Genomic DNA, 16,660 nt, shown 5'->3' on the forward strand with positions numbered 1-16,660 from the left:
CACTGAAGTTGCGTTTTTGGCTCGGACATGGCGATTTGCTCCAGCTGCGGCGGCAGTGGCATCAAACGCATCACCGAGCAGCGCTTCAGGACTTGTCAGAACTGTCTGGGCAGAGGTGTGGTCCAGCCGGTCTCCACCTCCATAAGCTCAACGACAGGTGGTTCCGTTGTTCACTCCCTTGAGGAGAGAGCTGAGAGGTTCAAAGAGGACATGTTCAGGGCAGCGGCGACTTCCGCTTCTGCCAAATAAAAAATGTGGCTGTCGCCACGACAGCCAACAGCGGTACAGCTGTGAACAGTAGAAGTGCAACCGCGGTCCAGTCGGTGTACATCCGATCATTGACTGAGTGGATGCATTCTTTCAGTTGATCTCAGGCTTCAGGCCTGGCGTTTGCTTTTGAATTCTGTGAAGCAATTCAGGTCTTTGGCCTCGGTCATGTCTCCTTATCAACAATGTCTTGAAAAATTTGCTCAGAGCATTGATGCCTGCAACTGTCTCTCTTGTGATTGGCAGCGTTGAAGCACCAGTGCATGCAACGTCGCTGGCTGGCGTGAGGCCGCTTCTGCTCGCATGTTTCCGCAGCTTCAATGAAAACAGCTGTGATCGAGCTCTTGTGATCACAGAGGCGCTGCAGCAGCGTGCCGGTGAGAGCGAGCTCTATCCCTGTCAGACCTTGCTGCTTGGACTGCAGGCGGAAGTGGTGATGGTGCAGCTTGCTGAACAACGTGACCAGAAAGCCATCGAGACTTTGCGTGAGAGTGAGCGTCTTTGTTCAGGCCTTTGATCTGAAGTTCACGATTCCGTTCAGAATGGGTGGTCATGCATCAAGCGTCCGTCGTGAATCTGTTTCTGATGAATGTTGCGGCTCTGGTCACGATCAGCGCCAGTCTGATCAGTGCCGTTCGCGCACAGGTGCGTTTCGATGACTGCCAGCCTGTCGCTGGTGGAGGGATCACTTGCAACACAGTGCCTTACGGCAACACCCGAGCCGACATGATTGACGGTGAGTTCGGCCTGATGGATCAGGCCAGTCCTGGATGGGCGGAATACAACCCCTATGAGGGGTACGACGACATGCTGGGAGGTAACCAAACCTGAGGGCTGGATCCACAGCATTCCTCCCGCGTGGATGTCATGGGGACCGTCACTCCAGATTCATCAGCCCACGCAGGAAGTCATGCATGTGTTCCACAGCCAGATCGAAGTTCTGCCCTTCGCGACGACCTGAACGTATTCTCGGCTTGAAACTGTGATCACCATCTGGCATCCAGGCAAGCTTCAATCGATCTGAGAGCGCATAGTTTTTCACTTCCTCCTTGCTGCCCATCGCATCACGTTCTCCCTGAACAACAAGAGTGGGGGTTTGCAGATTCTGTAAATGCTTCACTCGCAATGTCTCTGGTTTGCCTAGGGGATGAAAGGGATAGCCGAGACAGATGCATCCCAGAATCCTGTTTCCGCTCCACAACTCATCGGCAACCAGGCTGGCGATTCTCCCCCCCATTGATTTGCCTCCGATGATCAGAGGTTGATTGGCATCCAGAGATTGCACCTGGTCGACGTAATACTTCAACAGAACGTCGGCTCTGTTCGGTGGTGCTTTGCGGCCACTGATGCGTCTTTGGGTCATGTAGGGAAATTCGAAGCGGATGACCTGCCACCCCTTCTGCGCAAGGCCCTGAGCCATCTTCTGCATGAAAGGCGTGTCGATGCCGGCGCCGGCCCCATGGGCCAGCAGCACGGTCGCTGGCCCCGTTAATGGGCCACACGTCAGTGTGTTGTCCATGCTGTTCTCAGGCGGAACGTCTTTCTTCGCTCAGTCAAGACGGGCGTGACCTGAATGTGAAGGGCTGGAGAGGGATGAGGACTGCTCCTTTCCGTCCTGCACTCGATTGGTGGCTCACTGAGCGAAGCAGGACATTGAGCGCGTTGACTTGATTTCCATGTTTGTCAATCAACCAATATGTTTCTTCAGGATGGTCAAATTGTTTCGCCGCACAATGTTTTTGACGTGGAGCATCTGTACTAAAGGTGCGTAAAATCATGATCCATGGCTTGGATTTATGTTGCTCGCTAAAGCATCAAAAATGGCTCTGCCAGTGAAATTGGCAGCGAATTGATCAAATTAGATCGACCCTGGAATGCAAATGATGCTTGCCGCTCTCAAAGGGTCACATTATTCCGTTCAATTTGATTGATAAAAATGAGTCGATGCAGGTGCAGCATTGAGGCTGAAATAGTGCATCAATCAATACCCGGGGGGCAGGGCCGGCTTTTAAGGTATTCGAAATGAGTGATTGTTGTGTTCAATTACAAGATCCTTTTGGTTGCCTCTCCAATCGCGTTCTCAGTTGTCAGCACGGCATTTTGGCTTACTCGGTGGGAAATTATTGTTTGGGGAAAGCAGTTTTTCGGGGTGCCATCGATTCAGAACCGTAAAGAGTGGATCGATAGTCCCTTGGCTCCTTTCAAAAGAAAAGATGGAGGCTATCCTGTGTTTACGGTCAGGACTCTGGCCGTCAATGCATTAGGTATTCCAACTGTGTTCTTTTTGGGAGCGCTCGCAGCAATGCAGTTTATCCGTAGAGCAACGCTTTACTGAACAAATGGATTCTTTTGAATTTGTTGAAGAATTTGTTTTTGCCGCAGTCTATTTTTCGGCATTGATTTGGTTTTCTATGTATTTAGTTTCGGGCTATATTTATCTAGTCGGTTGATTTTTGTGCTCAATTTTAGGTCTGTTTCGCTGCTAAAAGCTTGATTTCGGCTTAAATGAATTGAATCTCGTGAAGAAACAATTCTATTGCAAGGTTGAAGCAATGTTTTCAATAATATTTTGTTCTTGAAGTGTGTAAATGGCTCTGTAGAGTGCTGAGTCTGCTCCTGCTTCGCCGCTATGTATTCTGATGAGAGCTTGTCGAATAAGCTCTGCAAGAAGTGCTTGAGTTTGATCTTCCAATAGTGGTAGAGAACTCTTGTGAAACCATACTTCGAGTCCGCAGCATAATCATTCATCTGGGACCAATTCGGGCGACCAATGAGATTCAAGGCGGTGCGATTTTGCTCTCGCCAATGCTCGATTTGTTTCGTTCAGGTGGGTCATGTTGTCAGAGTGCCGCACTTGCTTGCCGTAGCTTTTTGAATAAAAGGAGTGTTTAATGAAATCAGTTATGCGAATTGCCAGTCAATTATTTCGATCATTCCTCGCGATTGTGTTCTGCGCATTACTGATGCTGCCATCAAAAGCATTGGCGATTTATCCCAGTGGTGGTGGCCTTCCGGATGTCGGTCTTGACCGAAGTCTGCAGGGAAGTGATCAGGCGACAGAGGCTTTTAAAGAAAAATATCCTTTTTACGAACGAGATGAAGACGGAAAACCCATTACCAAGGAATTCGTTAAATATGACTTATCCAATTACGATCTGTCCGGACTCGATCTAAGAGGTGCTTTATTCAGTGTTGCGACCCTCAAGCGCGCTGATCTTGAGGGTGCAAATCTTGAAGGCAGCATCGCCTATGCAACTCACTTCGAAGAAGCAAATCTCACAAATGTGAACTTCAGAGATTCTGTGCTGACCAAGAGCTTCTTTATGGCAACGACCATTGATGGAGCAGACTTCTCTGGGGCCATTATTGATGATCCACAGCGTGAGGCGATGTGTTCAAGAGCTTCTGGTGTTAATCCGGTAACTGGCGTTGAGACTTACGACAGTCTTGACTGTTTGAGTTTGGATATGAGGTCTGCTAAGTCGTAATTGTTCTAAACTGCTTTCAGGATTGCTTTCATTCTCTGCTTAGGTCAATCATTAACTCTTTGTCCTAAAGTAAGAGTATTGTCAAAATGTTGACTGTCTTCAAAACCACCGACATTCTTGCTTGACTAATCAACCATCCGGCCGAGGCGCAGTTGGCGTTGAATCACCTTTTCAAGGTGATTCACCTTTCTCTCAAGCTCTTCCACTCGTTTTTGAAGGTCATCTCCCTCTTGATGATTACCATCTGACAGATTCTTTCTGCCTTCATTCATCATTTCTGAGTAGGTTAGAGCTCTCTCTGGTTTGTATTCTTCAGGACTGGGCATTGTGTTGCTTGTATTGTCAGGTGTCATTGTATGGAAGATCTGAGAAAATCTAGTTATCTAAACTAATTTTGGGTGGTGGCTTTGTTAGTCGCTCGTTGTGTTGTTCATTGTACGAAAGACTTTTTACGTTTTAAAGTGCTTGGCCTCGAGAGATCTTAAGCTTTAAAGTCACTAGCAAAGTTGATAATAAAACAACGGTCAATCAAGTGCTTGTGATGGACGTGTTGTAAAGGTTAACCACAAGATCTGATCATCAGAAAAAACTGGCCTGCTCTTGTTTGCCAATCAATTTCTCATGAGCACCAACGAGTCATTTGCTCATCGAGCACCCCTGCAAATGGAGGCCTCATCAAGAGGACTGTCCAGCATGGCAAGCCGTTGCGTTCTGTTGGTTCAATGGTTAATTGCTCACTGTTTGGCTGGACGAATCAGCCAGGTTTTGGCTCAAACGATTAGAAACCTTTATCAGGAGTTTCGAACTCCCTTAATAGAGCACCGGCCTCTTCAGGATAACCCTGCTTCAACAGCAAGCGAATGCGAGCCTCCCACCATGGTCCAACTTGGGCCTCAGCATGTTCGAGAAACACTGGATCGGTGAGGCGAGGCTTCACCTCTTCAGATTCTCCGAAGTGGAGTGTTGACAAAGCTTGTCTCTGTGATGGCGAAAAATTACTACCACGTTCAAAGCAGGATGTATTGATCAGATCAAGTTCAAGTAGCGATTGCAATGGCTGGCCTCCACTGCGTTGCGCTGTTGATGATGATCATTCCACGTGGTAATGGCTTCAAACCGCTTGCATCGCAGCTGTAACGCGCCATGCTGCTTCTGTTCTGCTACGTATGAGGGGTTGGTTATGAAGTGCGTCCCAGGCCTTGGGTTCTTGGCGCTGCTCGGTCTCAGTTTCAACAGCTTTGCACTAGCCAATATCAAAGATGAGTTTCAACGTGCTCAGGGTTGTGATTATTTCAAGGCTCAATACGTTAGTGACGTTGGCGTTTATAAGGATGCCAAAGTGCGCTTTTGCATCAGCGCTGATCAACAAGAATTGATCTATGTTATGGCCATGGGTACATCATGGGTTGTTCCCTTTAATCGTCAATATCGATCCAAGGGCATCCTAAGCTTTAACACATTAGAAGATAACCGCCTTGTTCTTTACCAGAAAGAAGATGGCGTAGTCACAAGAAAAGTTTTGGGACGCAAGCGTGGCTCTTAACCAGGGGAGTCTTTTATTAAGCTTGCAGGTCTGGCACGGCTTGTCTCTGTTCTGGCTCTGCTGATCTTTTCGCTTGGCTGCGTTGTCTTTGAATGGTCAGCTGGTTGGCTATTTGACAGTCTTCTTTGCCTTGCGATGAAAAACTTAAATTAAAAGAGATCCTCATGGCGTACCAAGCACGGAATTCCCAGGCTCCACGGCGAGGATCCTCCATGCCTCCGAAGCCCCAAGATTCGATCAACCTGAAAATTGCCTCCTCGACATCTTTCACTGAGGAATGGCAGCCCAGCCAGTCACAACTTGAAAATCAAATCAATGTTGCGATAGAAGATATTCGTGCGACCCTTCAAACCCTTCAAAGTGACATTGGAGCGAGTGACCGTTATGTCTTAGGGCTTCTGGATGTCGTTGCCGACGATTACCGTGCACAGCTGCCATCTGGAAAGTCCTGATGGATTGAAGCTGGCTGATCCCTGATGATTTTTTCTTCCAGCGTTAATCACTTTGCGTTGCGCAAGTTCAAGAACGGAGGCCAGCCGGTGCTACATGGGAAACTTAAAATTGATACGACCGCCTGTCTGTAGTTTACAAAGTGCTGTTGATAATATCAAATGATTTTCACTTTGGATTCAAATAGTACTTGCTCGATTGGTCTGCAGGAGATGATTGCTGGTTAGTTATTGCAAGAGGGTCAGTCTGGCATGGTCATGCTGAGTGCTTTGATTGGTGTTTCGCTTATTTTCTGGTTCACTGTTGGTTTTTTTAGCCACGTCAACTGGTTCCAAAATGCTTTTAGGCGCGAAGCTGAAAAGATTGACCGTCAGCAGATTGCCAGCCAGGGTAAAAGTCGAATTGTGACTGGCTCTGGAAGTCTGACGGCTAAAAAAGGTTTTGTTTTGGCCTACTGGGACGATATCAATCAGTCGTTCTCTGCTGGAGGTGCTGAGCAGGCGGAGCGAAGTCCAGTGGTTTTCGATATCGCGGCGATTAACCTTGTCGCATTCACCTCTATTTGCATGCTTGTATTTGTTAGCAAGGGTTTATTTCATTCTTTGGGTATGATGTAGGGTTCTGGGTTTTCCTTGGGACAGCTGCTCTTATATAGTCTATTCCTGCAAGGGCTGATTCGTTATGTTGGCATCCAAGGGATATACTCAGCTTTACTCGAGTAAAATATTGCCTTTGACTTGTTTTTGATTTCTTCGGGCTGGCATAAGCTATTTACGAATTTTCCTCAATAACATTATAAATTCGGCTGTTAATTTCTGAGAGCACTCAAGGATTGTTGGAGACTCAGCATGAGTGACCTTGTTGGCATGCCAATCAATACTGCAGCTATCAGTAACGCAGGCGTGAAGAAGGTTTTCTTTGCCTCATTGTTTCTTCTAGTCGACCTGTAGCAGTATTTTTATAATTTTTTGAAGGCCTTGCAATCAAAATGTGGGGTGATCAGGCTTCACTTTTTTCTGCAATAGCCAGCACCAATATTCATCCATCCAGACTTGCAAGCTTCTCCATTCGTAGGTGCGACCTCATAATAGATCGGCGAAACACAGGTCGTGCCAAGCGTGTTGACGTAACCCAGTGGGCATTGGTTGTGTCCCTGAGCTTTGGGAATTTTTTTCTGGGCCAGAGCTGCAGCCGGCACCATGAGCAGAGTCAGCAGGAGTAGGAGTGATGGACGCATGGTGTGCCTTAGGTGTTGCTTGAAAGTGTTTTAAGTCAGACCTGCCGAAACTGCCAACAATCCGACGATATCCATTTCTCCTGCAGCCTCCCCGGACAAGCGACGTCCTGCCGTGAGTCATGCATGAGTTGATCAGCCGTGCGCGCTTGCTGACTCGATGGACAGCGTTTTCGTCTTTCAAGCAAGAGGCTCGGACTCGCTTATGAGCAATTTGTAGCTCTTGTCTGCTTTGACGCAGCGATTGATTTTGTGTCTTGGTATTGCCTCAGCGGAGCGCCTGGGGGTACTGTTAATTCATTGCAATCTTGTGTCATTTCAGGGCGCGGATCATGATGGGTTTGCTGATTGGAAATCTTGAGCTGGATGCACTGACGTCTACTGTTTTTATTATTGCAACAGGGTTTTTTCTAGGGAGTTTTGTCTATGTTTCTCGAACCAATGACATGATCGGTGCTTTGAAATCGTTGTTGCCTAAAGGCAAGAGTAGGAAGCCTTTGCCAGGTCCGGATGAGCCACTCTAAAGATAAGTGAATTGAACTGCACCAAGACGATAGCTTTTGCTGATTTGCCACCATTCTGGGCAGACTTTCAGAACCGTGTTCTGCAGCGAGCGGCGTGAATTTGTAGCTCGCTCTCGAATGTATTGTTGGATGTGCTGTAAGCGTGAGGTGCTTTGTTTCCTGTGGCTAAGACCCCTGCTGAGCAATTGAACCCCTGTTGATCGATATTCAGCTGAAAGGTCTCTATTTGCAGGCCTGGCTGTTCTTCCAGTACGGGTGTTTGCCTTTCCAAGGCTGGCATTGGAGGTGTGACTGGTCCTGAAAGAAGCAATGCGATCAACATGCAGCCAATTCTGTCATGGCCGATTTTGTCCTATCTCAGCGCTGATTGGAAGGGCGCGAAGCCTCCTTACCCAGGGATCATCTCAAGCCATAGCAGTCCGCTGAGAGACAGTGATGCAATGGCTAGTGAAAGCCAGTTGTCTTTCAGAACACGGGTCATCCATTTTTCGCATCTGCATCACTAAGACGAGCTCTGACACAATGAGCCAGTTTTTGAGATATGCAAGCTGAGTCCTGAAAACGGGTTCAGCGGCCAGACTGGTCGTTGCTGCTTCGGTTGCATGTCACAAGAGATCCCACTCCAGGAACAGGTGCGCAAATGGTTTCGTAGTCATCTGCTGGGTCGTGAGGTGGAACTCCAGGAGCTCTATGAACTTCCTCAGTGTGAGCTGGATCTGCTGATGGCCGAAACGGCAGAGATCCGTTCTGACGTGGAGAATCGTGCCCGCAGCCATGGCCGCTGGTGTACTGCGGGATACATGCTCGAACTGGCCAGGATCATTGATTCCAGAAGAGCCGAGGCTTGATCGGCATCTTCTGTTTCGGTTTCACTGTGCGCTGCGGTCCATCACTTTGTTGAGCACAGCTGTTTTGATGCGAGCCCGGTCCCTTTCCACGTAGATGGCAGCCCAGTGATCTGGCTTGTTTTTGTCGTGGATGGCCTTGATTTGACCATCAAGCTTGCTTAGCAGTTCATCCACAAATGCTTCCGGGGTGTCTCCAAAGGTTTCGTGCTGGCTCAGCAACTTGTCGAGCTTTTTGAAGAGTTGCGTGGCTCGGGACATGAATCAGGGCAGAAATGATCTTGATCATGACTCCTGGTGGGACAGTGGAGCTGATTTGATCTGAGATCGCTGATTGTTGCTGCGCTGTAGAGCTGATCAACAGTGTTGCTGCTGATCAATTAGAAGGAAGCGGTTTTGTGCCAAGTTCATCCATGTCAAATACTTCATCCCAGCCTGCCGGATTTAACCCACTCGCCATGGTCGATATGTGGCAAGATATGCGCGCTTTGGTCGATCAGTGGGAATCAAAACACAATTCAAGCCCTGCAGATGCAGCTGTTGCTTTTCAGGAATTCTCGGCAACTCTTGTGGATCAATCCAAGACTATCTGAGTTGCAACGATGGAAGTTTATGGCTTTTCAGCTTGAAAAGTTTGACGTTGTCTGGTGAATTCTGCTACGTGTGCGTACTGAATGTTCACGGGCTTAGCTGACTTGCAGAGAGGACAGTCCTTTTCAGGCCAGGCTGGTAATCGTATTTCATCGAGAAAAATAAAATTTTTCACTCCTAATTCGTTGGCTCCAACATCGCCACGGTTCACGTAGGCAGCAATCCCAAGAGGTTTTCCTCCTGCTTGAACGACGGCTTGATAGGTGAGGCGCACCGAAAACCCTGTGTTGATAATATCATCGACAATTAGAACAGATTTGTTTTTGAGAATCTCCGCGTATCCTCGCTTGATTTTAAAGTTAATGGTTGCCCTTCTTTGTTGACAACGCGCTCGGTGAATACACAGCGACTGCCAACTGCCAGTGCTGTGTATTGGGCGCAAATCACACCGCTAATTGCAGGTCCACAGACAATATTAGGAGATAGGCCGTTATTCTTAATTTCTTTCCCGAGTAACTGGGCGAGTTGATAGGCTAATTCAGGCCTGAGGTTAATGAGATCCTTCGCCACCCACCCAGCGCCATGGTCGCCCGAGGCATAGACAAAGTGATCGTTTTCGATCAGCGTTCCGCTTGACTCCAGAATTTTTCTCGTTGCTTGTTGTATCGGTTGGCTAGGCATCATCACGGCACACGAGCATGCTCCCAGATTGGCAATTTTTTCAGCCTCCAACCATCTCGGCTGCGCTCGATCGTCTTCACACTCCCTGTTCACGATGACCCCAGATCAGACAGTCCAGGAGCTTCACCAAGGCTACTGGTGAATCATCCACTGAACATGACGATCTGCCCCTCGATCGTGGGGGAGTGACAAGTCCAACCTCGGCCTCGCCGATTGCCGATTTTGCAATCCCTTACCAGAGCAAGCTGCCCTTCGGCAATGAGTATGTGATCTCAGGCACATGTTCTATGCGATACACATACTGAAGGCAGGAGAGGCGTCGAGCACTTCTCCTTTGGTGATAGGTAGACGGAGGCCGTGAAGGCCTCCTTTTTTTATCTCAAGCTTTTTGCGGAGAATCGATCAGTCCTCGAATCCATCCCAGCCTTCCTGTCCAATCCCGTCTAGTCCATGCAGAACGTGGGTCACCTGGGTGGGATGAACCCAGCGAATTGCGCCGTCGTCAACGTCCGCCACCTGAAAAAGCGAGTTCAGCCTTGAATGTTTCCCCCATCCCTTGCAGAAAATCACTTGCCCTAACCACCAGTTTCTTTCGATATCAACTCTTTCGGTGGCAGAAGTCAGCTCTCTGACGATGACGAACTGTCCAGGTCGAATCGACAGGAAAGCTGAAGCGGCATCGATGACATTTGATGTGGGAGGCCCCAAGGGAGGGTAAATCGGCATGGAAGTACGTATGTTCTTCCTCCGGTCTAACCCTGGTTCGTCGCCCAAGGAAAGAGTAAAGACACGCACTTGCAAGGATTAGGTATTCGTCCTTCCCGGCCCTGCGGTTCTTCCCGCATGGTGGTTTTTCCGCCACTTCTCGCTGGAGACCCTGCAGGCATCTGGTCTCGCCTAATCCGGCGCTGCAACTGCAGGGAAGCGCCGGAGTCGCAGTTAGGCGACCAATCGAACCTGTCGACGATTGGTCAGACAACCTGGCATCGGTTCACCCCAGACCCTTGCATCACATGCTTCGTGAAGGCGCATGAATTGAGTCAGGATCCTTGAATTTGTGAGGCTCTGGGGTCAAGTCAACAGGCCTCAAGTTGCTGGCCGCGCATTGGCGCTTCCCAGTCCATGGTTTGTTCACTGTCTGACCAGTGTTCTGACAGGGTGCTTAGCAGATCGCGAATCGCATGATTGGAACATGCCGTGTCTTGCACAAGGTCATCCAGGATCTGTTCGATCCGATCGCAGGCTTTGTTGACCAGTTTGAGCTGCTCCTCAATAGGCCAATGCTCCTCCATTGCCAGTGTGGTTTCATCCATTGGGCCGTGATGGTGGCAGTTGCACCGATCGTCACCACAATGAAGCCATCTGTCGACCCGCATCTCTACCGGTTCGCAAGATCCGAGAGTGATGTTGTTCGTCGTTTGCTGCCTGGGGATCACACCGGGATCAATCCATCAGGCTGCGTTGTTGTGGCCTTCAGAAAGCTTTCTATGAGCTTTATCCGCTTTGCGTATGATTTTTTGAGCCTGCTCCCTCGTTAGGCATTCCTCGGCTTTGAGCTTGAGCCTGAAAAGTTTGCGGTGCTGTTTGTCCGGATTCATCTATTTCACCTGCTTTCAGGATCTCGTGGCACGAAGGCCTTGAAGAGGTTAACGGGCGGTTAAGTAGCCCCATGGTACTGCTGGGCTGAGAGAGAGTGTGCTGCCGCGGAACGTTGCTTGATCATTCAGGGATCACAGCATCACTCTGTACTGATCCTGATATGGCCAGGTTTCTGACCACCGGGCGTGCGCTTCATCCGTGATGCTGGAAAGATGTCACTCATCCATCGCCCTTGCGCTGTCTTGTCATGTCTGTCAGTTGACGCTGCTCTGGCTTTCTGCAGATTCACGGCCAGTCTGTGCGAGCCAAGCTTCAACGAGCTTAAGCTGTGAGGCTTCAGGCGTTTTGACCGGTTTCGGTTCATGCATTGATGAGCCCTGAATGGAACGAAAAATCGGATTGACATCCTTCGAGCCCTGGCTCGGTGGATTGGCAAGACGTCGCAGCTCTTCGCGGTGATTTTCAGCTCGTGTGAGTTGATCCTTTGAGGCCAAAAGCCGAGAGATTGATTAGCCACTGTCAATTTGCTTTGTTATGAGTTTCATGCGGCTGATGTGTGCTCGCAAAAATGGTTTTTGGAGTTCGTAGATGTTCGCGGGAGTTCGCCGCACAGGCCTGCCGCTCTGATGATTATTCCTTCTCTGAGGCAAAATTGTTTCGGGCGTATCGCTTTTGTGCATCCGTGTCTATTGCTCGCGAATTTGCTCACATATGTATGCATCGTGTTGTCTTGCTGCTAGTTGCATTCGCTCAATATCCGTACATAGAATTAACGCGTGAGCGTTAATCTTTAAGGCTTGTATTTATGCCAATTGTAAATGCTTGGCGAAGCAATCGTTACAGCAAGGCCTTTTTGAGCGGCCAGTATTAACTGAGTATTGAATGGGGCTCATGGAGCTTACAAGCCAAGATTTTTCGGCATATCTGATGATTGGTTCGCTGGCCGCATTGGTACTGGGGACCCTCTTGTATGGGATTTACACCGCATTTGGTGCTGGCTCTGCGCAGTTGACGGATCAGATTGAAGAGCATGCCAGGCTGCACAAACTAGGCATTGCCCATTCTCATCAAGGCCAGGGTCGCGCTGTCGCTCGTGGCGGACATGCCCATGCGAGCCATGATGCAATGAATTCCTGAGTTCTTGAGTTGCCCCATGTCCACATCGAATATCATTCGCCTTGGCTAATGACGCTGGTGCACCTCGCTTCCTAAGGCTTGCGCAGGTGATTGAAATGACTGGAGTTGGGAAAACATTCATTTACACCCACATGGAAAAGGGTAATTTCCCAAAGCAGATACAAATTAGTGCAAGAACAGTTGTGTGGTTAGAGCAAGATATTATTGAATGGATGAAGGAAAAGATGCATCAGAGCTAAAAGTGTTTGAAAGTGATTGTTAATTTTGTCATGAGTGCCTCGAATCTGTTAGAGGTTAGACGTTGCATCTATACATCCATTTAATTCGGTTCTACCGTCTAGTCCGACACTGCAGAGGATGACAGTGTCGGTTGTGCCGTAGACGACCAATCGCATCCTGTCGAGACCACGATCAGACCTTCAAGTTGGCACGCATTTCTGGATTAGTCTGCATCACTTGCATCAGCGAGCAGGATGAAATGACCCAGACTGATCCGTGGTTGATTGCTTTCGTTCATGATGTGGATGCTGAAACTTAGCGGGCAAGCTTGTCTCCTTCTTCCAGGATGCTGAAACAGGCTTCGCTGTTCGGAGCCCTCAGGCGAATCATGTCCTGATATTCAGGCGCCTCATAGGCAGCTTTTGCTGCTTCGACGGTCGGAAATTCGATCAGAACAGTGAGATGGCCTGGGTTGCCTTCCCTCACATCGGTGTGAGCGTCCCGTATAAACATTTTTGCTCCACACTTCTGGAGATATGCTTCAGCGGCGGCTGCATAAACCATGAATCCTCGGGGATCGTTGATTCGGCCTGTCGCAAGCCAGTAGCCTTTCGCCATTGCTTGATGAATCGGTCCCATTGATTCTGGCGATCACGTCGGAAGGGCGCAATTCTCGTTGTTCATTGGCCTTTCTTGCAAAGAGATCGGTGGCCTTGAGCGGATGACTATTTGTTGGCTCATTGACATAGCAGTGAATCCATTGGCTTGTGATCAAGGCGGTAGCTTGAGCGTTATTTCTCAATGTCTGACAAGCAGAAAGAGAGAAGCAGCAGTAGTGCCACGGCGATCAGCATCAGCTGTCTGAATTCAACTCATCATCCCGGAAGCGGAAATAAACCGCGAGCACCAACACCCAGAACAAGGCCAGAAACGCAATCATTGTGAGATCGGTGGTGCGTTAACCGTGAATGAAGCTGATTATGAATGGTGATGAGTATTTATACTGTGTTCTGCAAAACCTCGCGTCCTTTGTAGGCCTTGGTTGTGTTTGCTCACCCATGGCCGTGTTGGCGACTCATGCGATTCAGGGTTGCCGTCGCTCAAGACAACCGATCAGAATGTATCTATTGAAGCCTTGAGAGAGAAATTGGTCACTGCCCCGTAGACCTGAGCCTCAAGGGAGGCCAGAACTGATTCAGCAGAGTTCTGGCAATGAAAGTTTTTCTCGCTCTCCTGGGCATCGTCGGCATTGTGATCGCCACGGTGCTCCTGTCTCAGAGAGAGTTCTCAGATATCAAGGATTCTCCTCAAGCAGAATCGAATACACCTGAGGCTGTTGAGCTCAGGCGGGAGTGAGCGTTTCAAGCCCGGGGGGCCTCGCTGCTGTTCTGTGCAGACCTGGCTCTCCCAGGGGAATGATCTGCTCAGCTGTGCTGAGTCTCAGCTCTGACCAGAGCAAGGGCTTAGTCCCTCATCAAGGCCTGTTTGGTGCGATGACCAAAGGCTCAGTCGTCATGTTTTCGATGATGATCGTGTGACTTTGACGAGTCGCGATTTTTTCCAGAGGTTCGTGGATGACTAAGCCCGCTCCGAAGATGCACAGTCCCGCGAAAGCGATCGAGGCAGGAAGCACCCAAGTTGCAGGTGCTTTCGAATGAGATCGATTCATGTTTGGCTGTAGGGTTCTGCGATATTGAAACCGTTATTGCTGATCTTGAAGATGAAAAATGGTGCGCTGTCAAGTAGCAAGGCAACTTGTATTGATTTGTTAAAGTCTCGCCCTCTCAGCTGCTGCAAGTAGATCAAGATTCTATGGCAAAACAATCCATGGAGACGATTGAAGATTAATGCTCCCCAGGCTTGCATTGATGCATGCTTTCTGATGAAGTATTCAGCCTGGGTCGTATGACTTAGTTGAATCCCGTCTTGTCCGAGCCTGAATTTAGGCATTGTGCACCATGAGGATCAAGCTCAAGGGCTCATACCAGCATTGCATTGAAAAAGTTTGTATCTTTTACGAAACTGATTATGATGTGGTGTACATCATCAGCGTGAATTGGCGATGCCGAGTAAAAAGTATGGAAAAGTGCGTGTGAATCTGCTCTTTGGTGTAACAGAGTCAATGACCGGATTGAGTGGGAATATTACCGAAAGCAGCATTCCGGAGGAGAAGTTAAAATCATCAAGGCGGGTGAGTGCAATTTGGTTGAATTTTTCAGAAATTGGTCGCCAAGTGATATCTCTGACTTGGGATTAATCAGATTGAGTGATTTGGTGATTAAATCAATGGGTGATAAGCAAATGTATGAATATAATGTAACGGCCAATCGAGATTTTTTGCATAAGGCTAGGAGCCGGATTGCACGGCGCTTTGAGTCGCGGATGTATGATGAATGGCTCAAGATTAAAGTGCTAGATACTGGGGTAGAGCTGAATCAGTAAAAATTTATAGTTGTTTGACGGTCCAGTGCGTTCTGTAAGGTAAGGCGATCTTGATCAGCTGGTTTGACTGGGATCAATCACATAAAGAGCTGTGGCTAATCGGGCCAACGCCCAGACTGTTGACTCTTAGGCCCTGCAATAGTGATCCATCAGGCAACCCCCACAAACACGATTCTGGGCCGTATTTTGGTTCACAATCTTGCAAAGACTCATCCGGCACGAGCCATGTTTTCTTATTTGCAGAAGTCAAGGATGAGGATCTTCTTTACCAGAAGAGTCGAGTCTCATCTTTAACGATGAAATTCATTGCAACACTTTGCTTGTCTGCACTGACGGGGGTTTCAGCTATTGATGCAATGGCTGGAAGTGCGTACTTCAAGCCTCGATGGCACGCAAGGTCAAGCTCAATGACAGTTGCAGGCTCAAGGTCAAAGGTTCATGGTGGATCTGTGAAAGTGAACGGAAGCTCCAGCTCCGTCCAGGTGAATGGACGGCACGGACATTCATACAGCTGGTAGCCGAGCAGCAATCAAAACTGGCAGCTTCTCATCCTTTCTGCGGCCTTGATGAGCCAGTTGAGCTGCATCGCACATCCTCTCATTGGTTTAGAGGTTGACTTTAGTAATTAAATCAAAAATTATTATCTGTTGTAGTTGGTTGATAGCCAAAGATATTAAGCATTTGATTGCGCAAATTAGCAGCGGTTTTTAACGCTATCAGCAATTGTTTCTCATGGGCGGGTCTTTTTTTAATCACATACTCGATGTCTTGTATAACCATATGAATCATGTTCATCGCAAGAACGCACTGAGCGTCTTCACAATGCTGCTGCCTCGTATCTGTGTACATAGCAACCACTTCTTTGATGTAGTCAATAAAAACAGTCTTTGAATAGTCTTTGGCAAAAATATCTTCAGCATTCCAACCAAGCTGTTTAATCAGATCAGCGCAGCTTTTAAGGGCAAAGCTGGTTTGTTCATTTTCCTGGATTTGCACCTTGATGAAATGATAAATATTTGATACGCAATATTGTATTCCATAAGTCAAGCTGTCCTCGCGTTCCAAATCATTCTGAATCCTGGACCAGACAATTCTTGCGATTCGATCGTCTGGTGTCATTTTTGATAATTCTGCTAATTCGTTTGAACGAATCGCTAGCTCTTCATTTAGATCATGATTCATAATGAATTTTTAATGGCCGTGTCTAGGATTAGTTGTTTATTTTATTCTTGGATTGAAGAGCTGAATGACTCAATATAATTATCTTCACGGTCTTAACCGAATGAGTGGTTTTCGCAGGAATGCCCTTATTGTACTTTACAAAAGATTTAGGGTTTGGTACCAAGAAAGCCCAGCCTTGATCAATATTTGATGGTTCTTCAGTTGAATTGTTATGTTGGCTGCAGCAGGGATCTTTTGCATGATTTTCTGTCTTTGTTCGCAAAGAAGTGAGCCCACTCAATAATCAGATCGTTCAATGTTTTTAGCGACTGATGCTGTTCTGTAGAACCTGGTTCTGTGTATTTAAAGTCCATAAAGATCCGATCTGCTTTAATTTGCTGTTTTATGCAAAGCTCATTTATTGACATCGTTGAACTACTTCATTGTTTAGTTACTTCAAAGCTTACAGGCCTTTGTAA

25 protein-coding genes and 1 pseudogene are annotated in these 16,660 nt (G+C 47.9%); 16 read left to right on the forward strand and 10 right to left on the reverse strand.

The genetic code is table 11. From position 1 onward, the window contains the following. The first annotated feature begins 27 nt into the window (after positions 1-27). The 3 genes from SIB58_RS01420 to SIB58_RS01430 all read left to right on the forward strand — a co-directional run bounded on the left by SIB58_RS01420 (position 28) and on the right by SIB58_RS01430 (position 1,098). Positions 28-249, forward strand: coding sequence for a hypothetical protein (locus SIB58_RS01420; protein WP_066910333.1), 222 nt, complete (start codon positions 28-30; stop codon positions 247-249). A gap of 232 nt (positions 250-481) precedes the next feature. Continuing rightward, on the forward strand, positions 482-784 hold the full coding sequence (locus SIB58_RS01425; protein ID WP_066910336.1) for a hypothetical protein: 303 nt from the start codon (positions 482-484) through the stop codon (positions 782-784). A gap of 68 nt (positions 785-852) precedes the next feature. Further along, positions 853-1,098, forward strand: a complete 246-nt coding sequence (locus SIB58_RS01430) for a lactate dehydrogenase (RefSeq protein WP_066910547.1) — start codon at positions 853-855, stop codon at positions 1,096-1,098. Between the two features lie 46 nt (positions 1,099-1,144). Here SIB58_RS01430 and SIB58_RS01435 read toward each other — a convergent pair whose 3' ends face one another. Further along, a complete protein-coding gene (locus tag SIB58_RS01435) occupies positions 1,145-1,786 on the reverse strand; it encodes an alpha/beta fold hydrolase (RefSeq protein ID WP_066910339.1) in 642 nt (213 codons plus the stop codon). Between the two features lie 672 nt (positions 1,787-2,458). Here SIB58_RS01435 and psbF point away from each other — a divergent pair. Further along, positions 2,459-2,602, forward strand: coding sequence for a cytochrome b559 subunit beta (gene psbF, locus SIB58_RS01440; protein ID WP_066910550.1), 144 nt, complete (start codon positions 2,459-2,461; stop codon positions 2,600-2,602). Between the two features lie 628 nt (positions 2,603-3,230). After that, positions 3,231-3,755: a pentapeptide repeat-containing protein gene (locus SIB58_RS01445; RefSeq protein ID WP_197461144.1), complete on the forward strand. Its 525-nt coding sequence runs from the start codon at positions 3,231-3,233 to the stop codon at positions 3,753-3,755. Between the two features lie 125 nt (positions 3,756-3,880). Here SIB58_RS01445 and SIB58_RS01450 read toward each other — a convergent pair whose 3' ends face one another. Then, positions 3,881-4,108 (reverse strand): hypothetical protein, encoded by a 228-nt coding sequence (locus SIB58_RS01450; protein ID WP_156486659.1) that lies wholly within the window; start codon positions 4,106-4,108, stop codon positions 3,881-3,883. An 854-nt stretch (positions 4,109-4,962) separates the two neighbouring features. Here SIB58_RS01450 and SIB58_RS01455 point away from each other — a divergent pair. The 3 genes from SIB58_RS01455 to SIB58_RS01465 all read left to right on the forward strand — a co-directional run bounded on the left by SIB58_RS01455 (position 4,963) and on the right by SIB58_RS01465 (position 6,365). Beyond that, a complete protein-coding gene (locus SIB58_RS01455) occupies positions 4,963-5,298 on the forward strand; it encodes a hypothetical protein (protein WP_231857149.1) in 336 nt (111 codons plus the stop codon). Between the two features lie 212 nt (positions 5,299-5,510). Further along, the gene (locus tag SIB58_RS01460; protein WP_156486661.1) at positions 5,511-5,750 is read left to right on the forward strand and encodes a hypothetical protein; all 240 of its coding nucleotides are present in this window, start codon (positions 5,511-5,513) and stop codon (positions 5,748-5,750) included. Positions 5,751-5,999: 249 nt separating this feature from the next. Beyond that, on the forward strand, positions 6,000-6,365 hold the full coding sequence (locus SIB58_RS01465; RefSeq protein ID WP_066910360.1) for a hypothetical protein: 366 nt from the start codon (positions 6,000-6,002) through the stop codon (positions 6,363-6,365). Between the two features lie 389 nt (positions 6,366-6,754). On the opposite strand, the gene SIB58_RS01470 is transcribed toward SIB58_RS01465, so the two are convergent. Further along, positions 6,755-6,985, reverse strand: coding sequence for a hypothetical protein (locus SIB58_RS01470; protein WP_066910363.1), 231 nt, complete (start codon positions 6,983-6,985; stop codon positions 6,755-6,757). A gap of 332 nt (positions 6,986-7,317) precedes the next feature. Here SIB58_RS01470 and SIB58_RS01475 point away from each other — a divergent pair, with 332 nt between their 5' ends. Together SIB58_RS01475 and SIB58_RS01480 are read left to right on the forward strand one after the other, a co-directional pair. Continuing rightward, positions 7,318-7,506, forward strand: coding sequence for a hypothetical protein (locus tag SIB58_RS01475; protein ID WP_156486662.1), 189 nt, complete (start codon positions 7,318-7,320; stop codon positions 7,504-7,506). A 602-nt stretch (positions 7,507-8,108) separates the two neighbouring features. Further along, on the forward strand, positions 8,109-8,354 hold the full coding sequence (locus SIB58_RS01480; RefSeq protein WP_066910369.1) for a hypothetical protein: 246 nt from the start codon (positions 8,109-8,111) through the stop codon (positions 8,352-8,354). A 21-nt stretch (positions 8,355-8,375) separates the two neighbouring features. Here SIB58_RS01480 and SIB58_RS01485 read toward each other — a convergent pair whose 3' ends face one another. Continuing rightward, entirely contained in the window at positions 8,376-8,612 is a 237-nt protein-coding gene (locus SIB58_RS01485; RefSeq protein ID WP_066910371.1) for a hypothetical protein, read from the reverse strand. 152 nt (positions 8,613-8,764) lie between these two features. On the opposite strand from SIB58_RS01485, the gene SIB58_RS01490 reads away from it, so the two are divergent. Next, entirely contained in the window at positions 8,765-8,944 is a 180-nt protein-coding gene (locus SIB58_RS01490; protein WP_156486663.1) for a hypothetical protein, read from the forward strand. Positions 8,945-8,961: 17 nt separating this feature from the next. On the opposite strand, the gene SIB58_RS01495 is transcribed toward SIB58_RS01490, so the two are convergent. The 4 genes from SIB58_RS01495 to SIB58_RS01510 form a co-directional block, all read right to left on the reverse strand. Then, entirely contained in the window at positions 8,962-9,348 is a 387-nt protein-coding gene (locus SIB58_RS01495) for a phosphoribosyltransferase family protein (protein WP_231857153.1), read from the reverse strand. Beyond that, positions 9,249-9,674, reverse strand: a complete 426-nt coding sequence (locus tag SIB58_RS01500) for a hypothetical protein (protein WP_231857155.1) — start codon at positions 9,672-9,674, stop codon at positions 9,249-9,251. The genes SIB58_RS01495 and SIB58_RS01500 overlap by 100 nt, the downstream gene beginning before the upstream one ends. A gap of 351 nt (positions 9,675-10,025) precedes the next feature. After that, on the reverse strand, positions 10,026-10,349 hold the full coding sequence (locus SIB58_RS01505) for a DUF3104 domain-containing protein (RefSeq protein WP_066910375.1): 324 nt from the start codon (positions 10,347-10,349) through the stop codon (positions 10,026-10,028). 350 nt (positions 10,350-10,699) lie between these two features. Continuing rightward, complete coding sequence (locus SIB58_RS01510; protein WP_067326531.1) at positions 10,700-10,936, reverse strand: hypothetical protein; 237 nt, start codon at positions 10,934-10,936, stop codon at positions 10,700-10,702. 9 nt (positions 10,937-10,945) lie between these two features. Between SIB58_RS01510 and SIB58_RS01515 the strand changes: the two genes are divergently transcribed. The 3 genes and pseudogenes from SIB58_RS01515 (at position 10,946) to SIB58_RS01525 (ending at position 12,598) form a co-directional block, all read left to right on the forward strand. Next, positions 10,946-11,161, forward strand: coding sequence for a hypothetical protein (locus tag SIB58_RS01515; protein ID WP_197461562.1), 216 nt, complete (start codon positions 10,946-10,948; stop codon positions 11,159-11,161). A gap of 952 nt (positions 11,162-12,113) precedes the next feature. After that, positions 12,114-12,254, forward strand: a pseudogene (gene psbN / locus SIB58_RS01520) (photosystem II reaction center protein PsbN); the annotation flags it as partial. Between the two features lie 146 nt (positions 12,255-12,400). Further along, positions 12,401-12,598 carry a helix-turn-helix transcriptional regulator gene (locus SIB58_RS01525; RefSeq protein WP_231857151.1) on the forward strand — a complete coding sequence of 66 codons (198 nt, stop codon included), beginning with the start codon at positions 12,401-12,403 and terminating at the stop codon, positions 12,596-12,598. Between the two features lie 295 nt (positions 12,599-12,893). Here the strand turns inward: SIB58_RS01525 and SIB58_RS01530 are convergent, their stop codons facing one another. Next, the gene (locus SIB58_RS01530) at positions 12,894-13,196 is read right to left on the reverse strand and encodes a DUF1330 domain-containing protein (protein ID WP_066910559.1); all 303 of its coding nucleotides are present in this window, start codon (positions 13,194-13,196) and stop codon (positions 12,894-12,896) included. Between the two features lie 594 nt (positions 13,197-13,790). Between SIB58_RS01530 and SIB58_RS01535 the strand changes: the two genes are divergently transcribed. Both SIB58_RS01535 and SIB58_RS01540 read left to right on the forward strand, forming a co-directional pair. Then, complete coding sequence (locus SIB58_RS01535; RefSeq protein WP_156486664.1) at positions 13,791-13,934, forward strand: hypothetical protein; 144 nt, start codon at positions 13,791-13,793, stop codon at positions 13,932-13,934. A 706-nt stretch (positions 13,935-14,640) separates the two neighbouring features. Then, positions 14,641-14,835, forward strand: a complete 195-nt coding sequence (locus SIB58_RS01540; RefSeq protein WP_197461147.1) for a hypothetical protein — start codon at positions 14,641-14,643, stop codon at positions 14,833-14,835. An 815-nt stretch (positions 14,836-15,650) separates the two neighbouring features. Here the strand turns inward: SIB58_RS01540 and SIB58_RS01545 are convergent. Beyond that, positions 15,651-16,202 (reverse strand): hypothetical protein, encoded by a 552-nt coding sequence (locus SIB58_RS01545; RefSeq protein ID WP_066910397.1) that lies wholly within the window; start codon positions 16,200-16,202, stop codon positions 15,651-15,653. Positions 16,203-16,660: the final 458 nt, after the last annotated feature.

This window comes from Synechococcus sp. MIT S9504, from assembly GCF_047497135.1.
In the GTDB taxonomy this organism is placed as follows: domain Bacteria; phylum Cyanobacteriota; class Cyanobacteriia; order PCC-6307; family Cyanobiaceae; genus Synechococcus_C.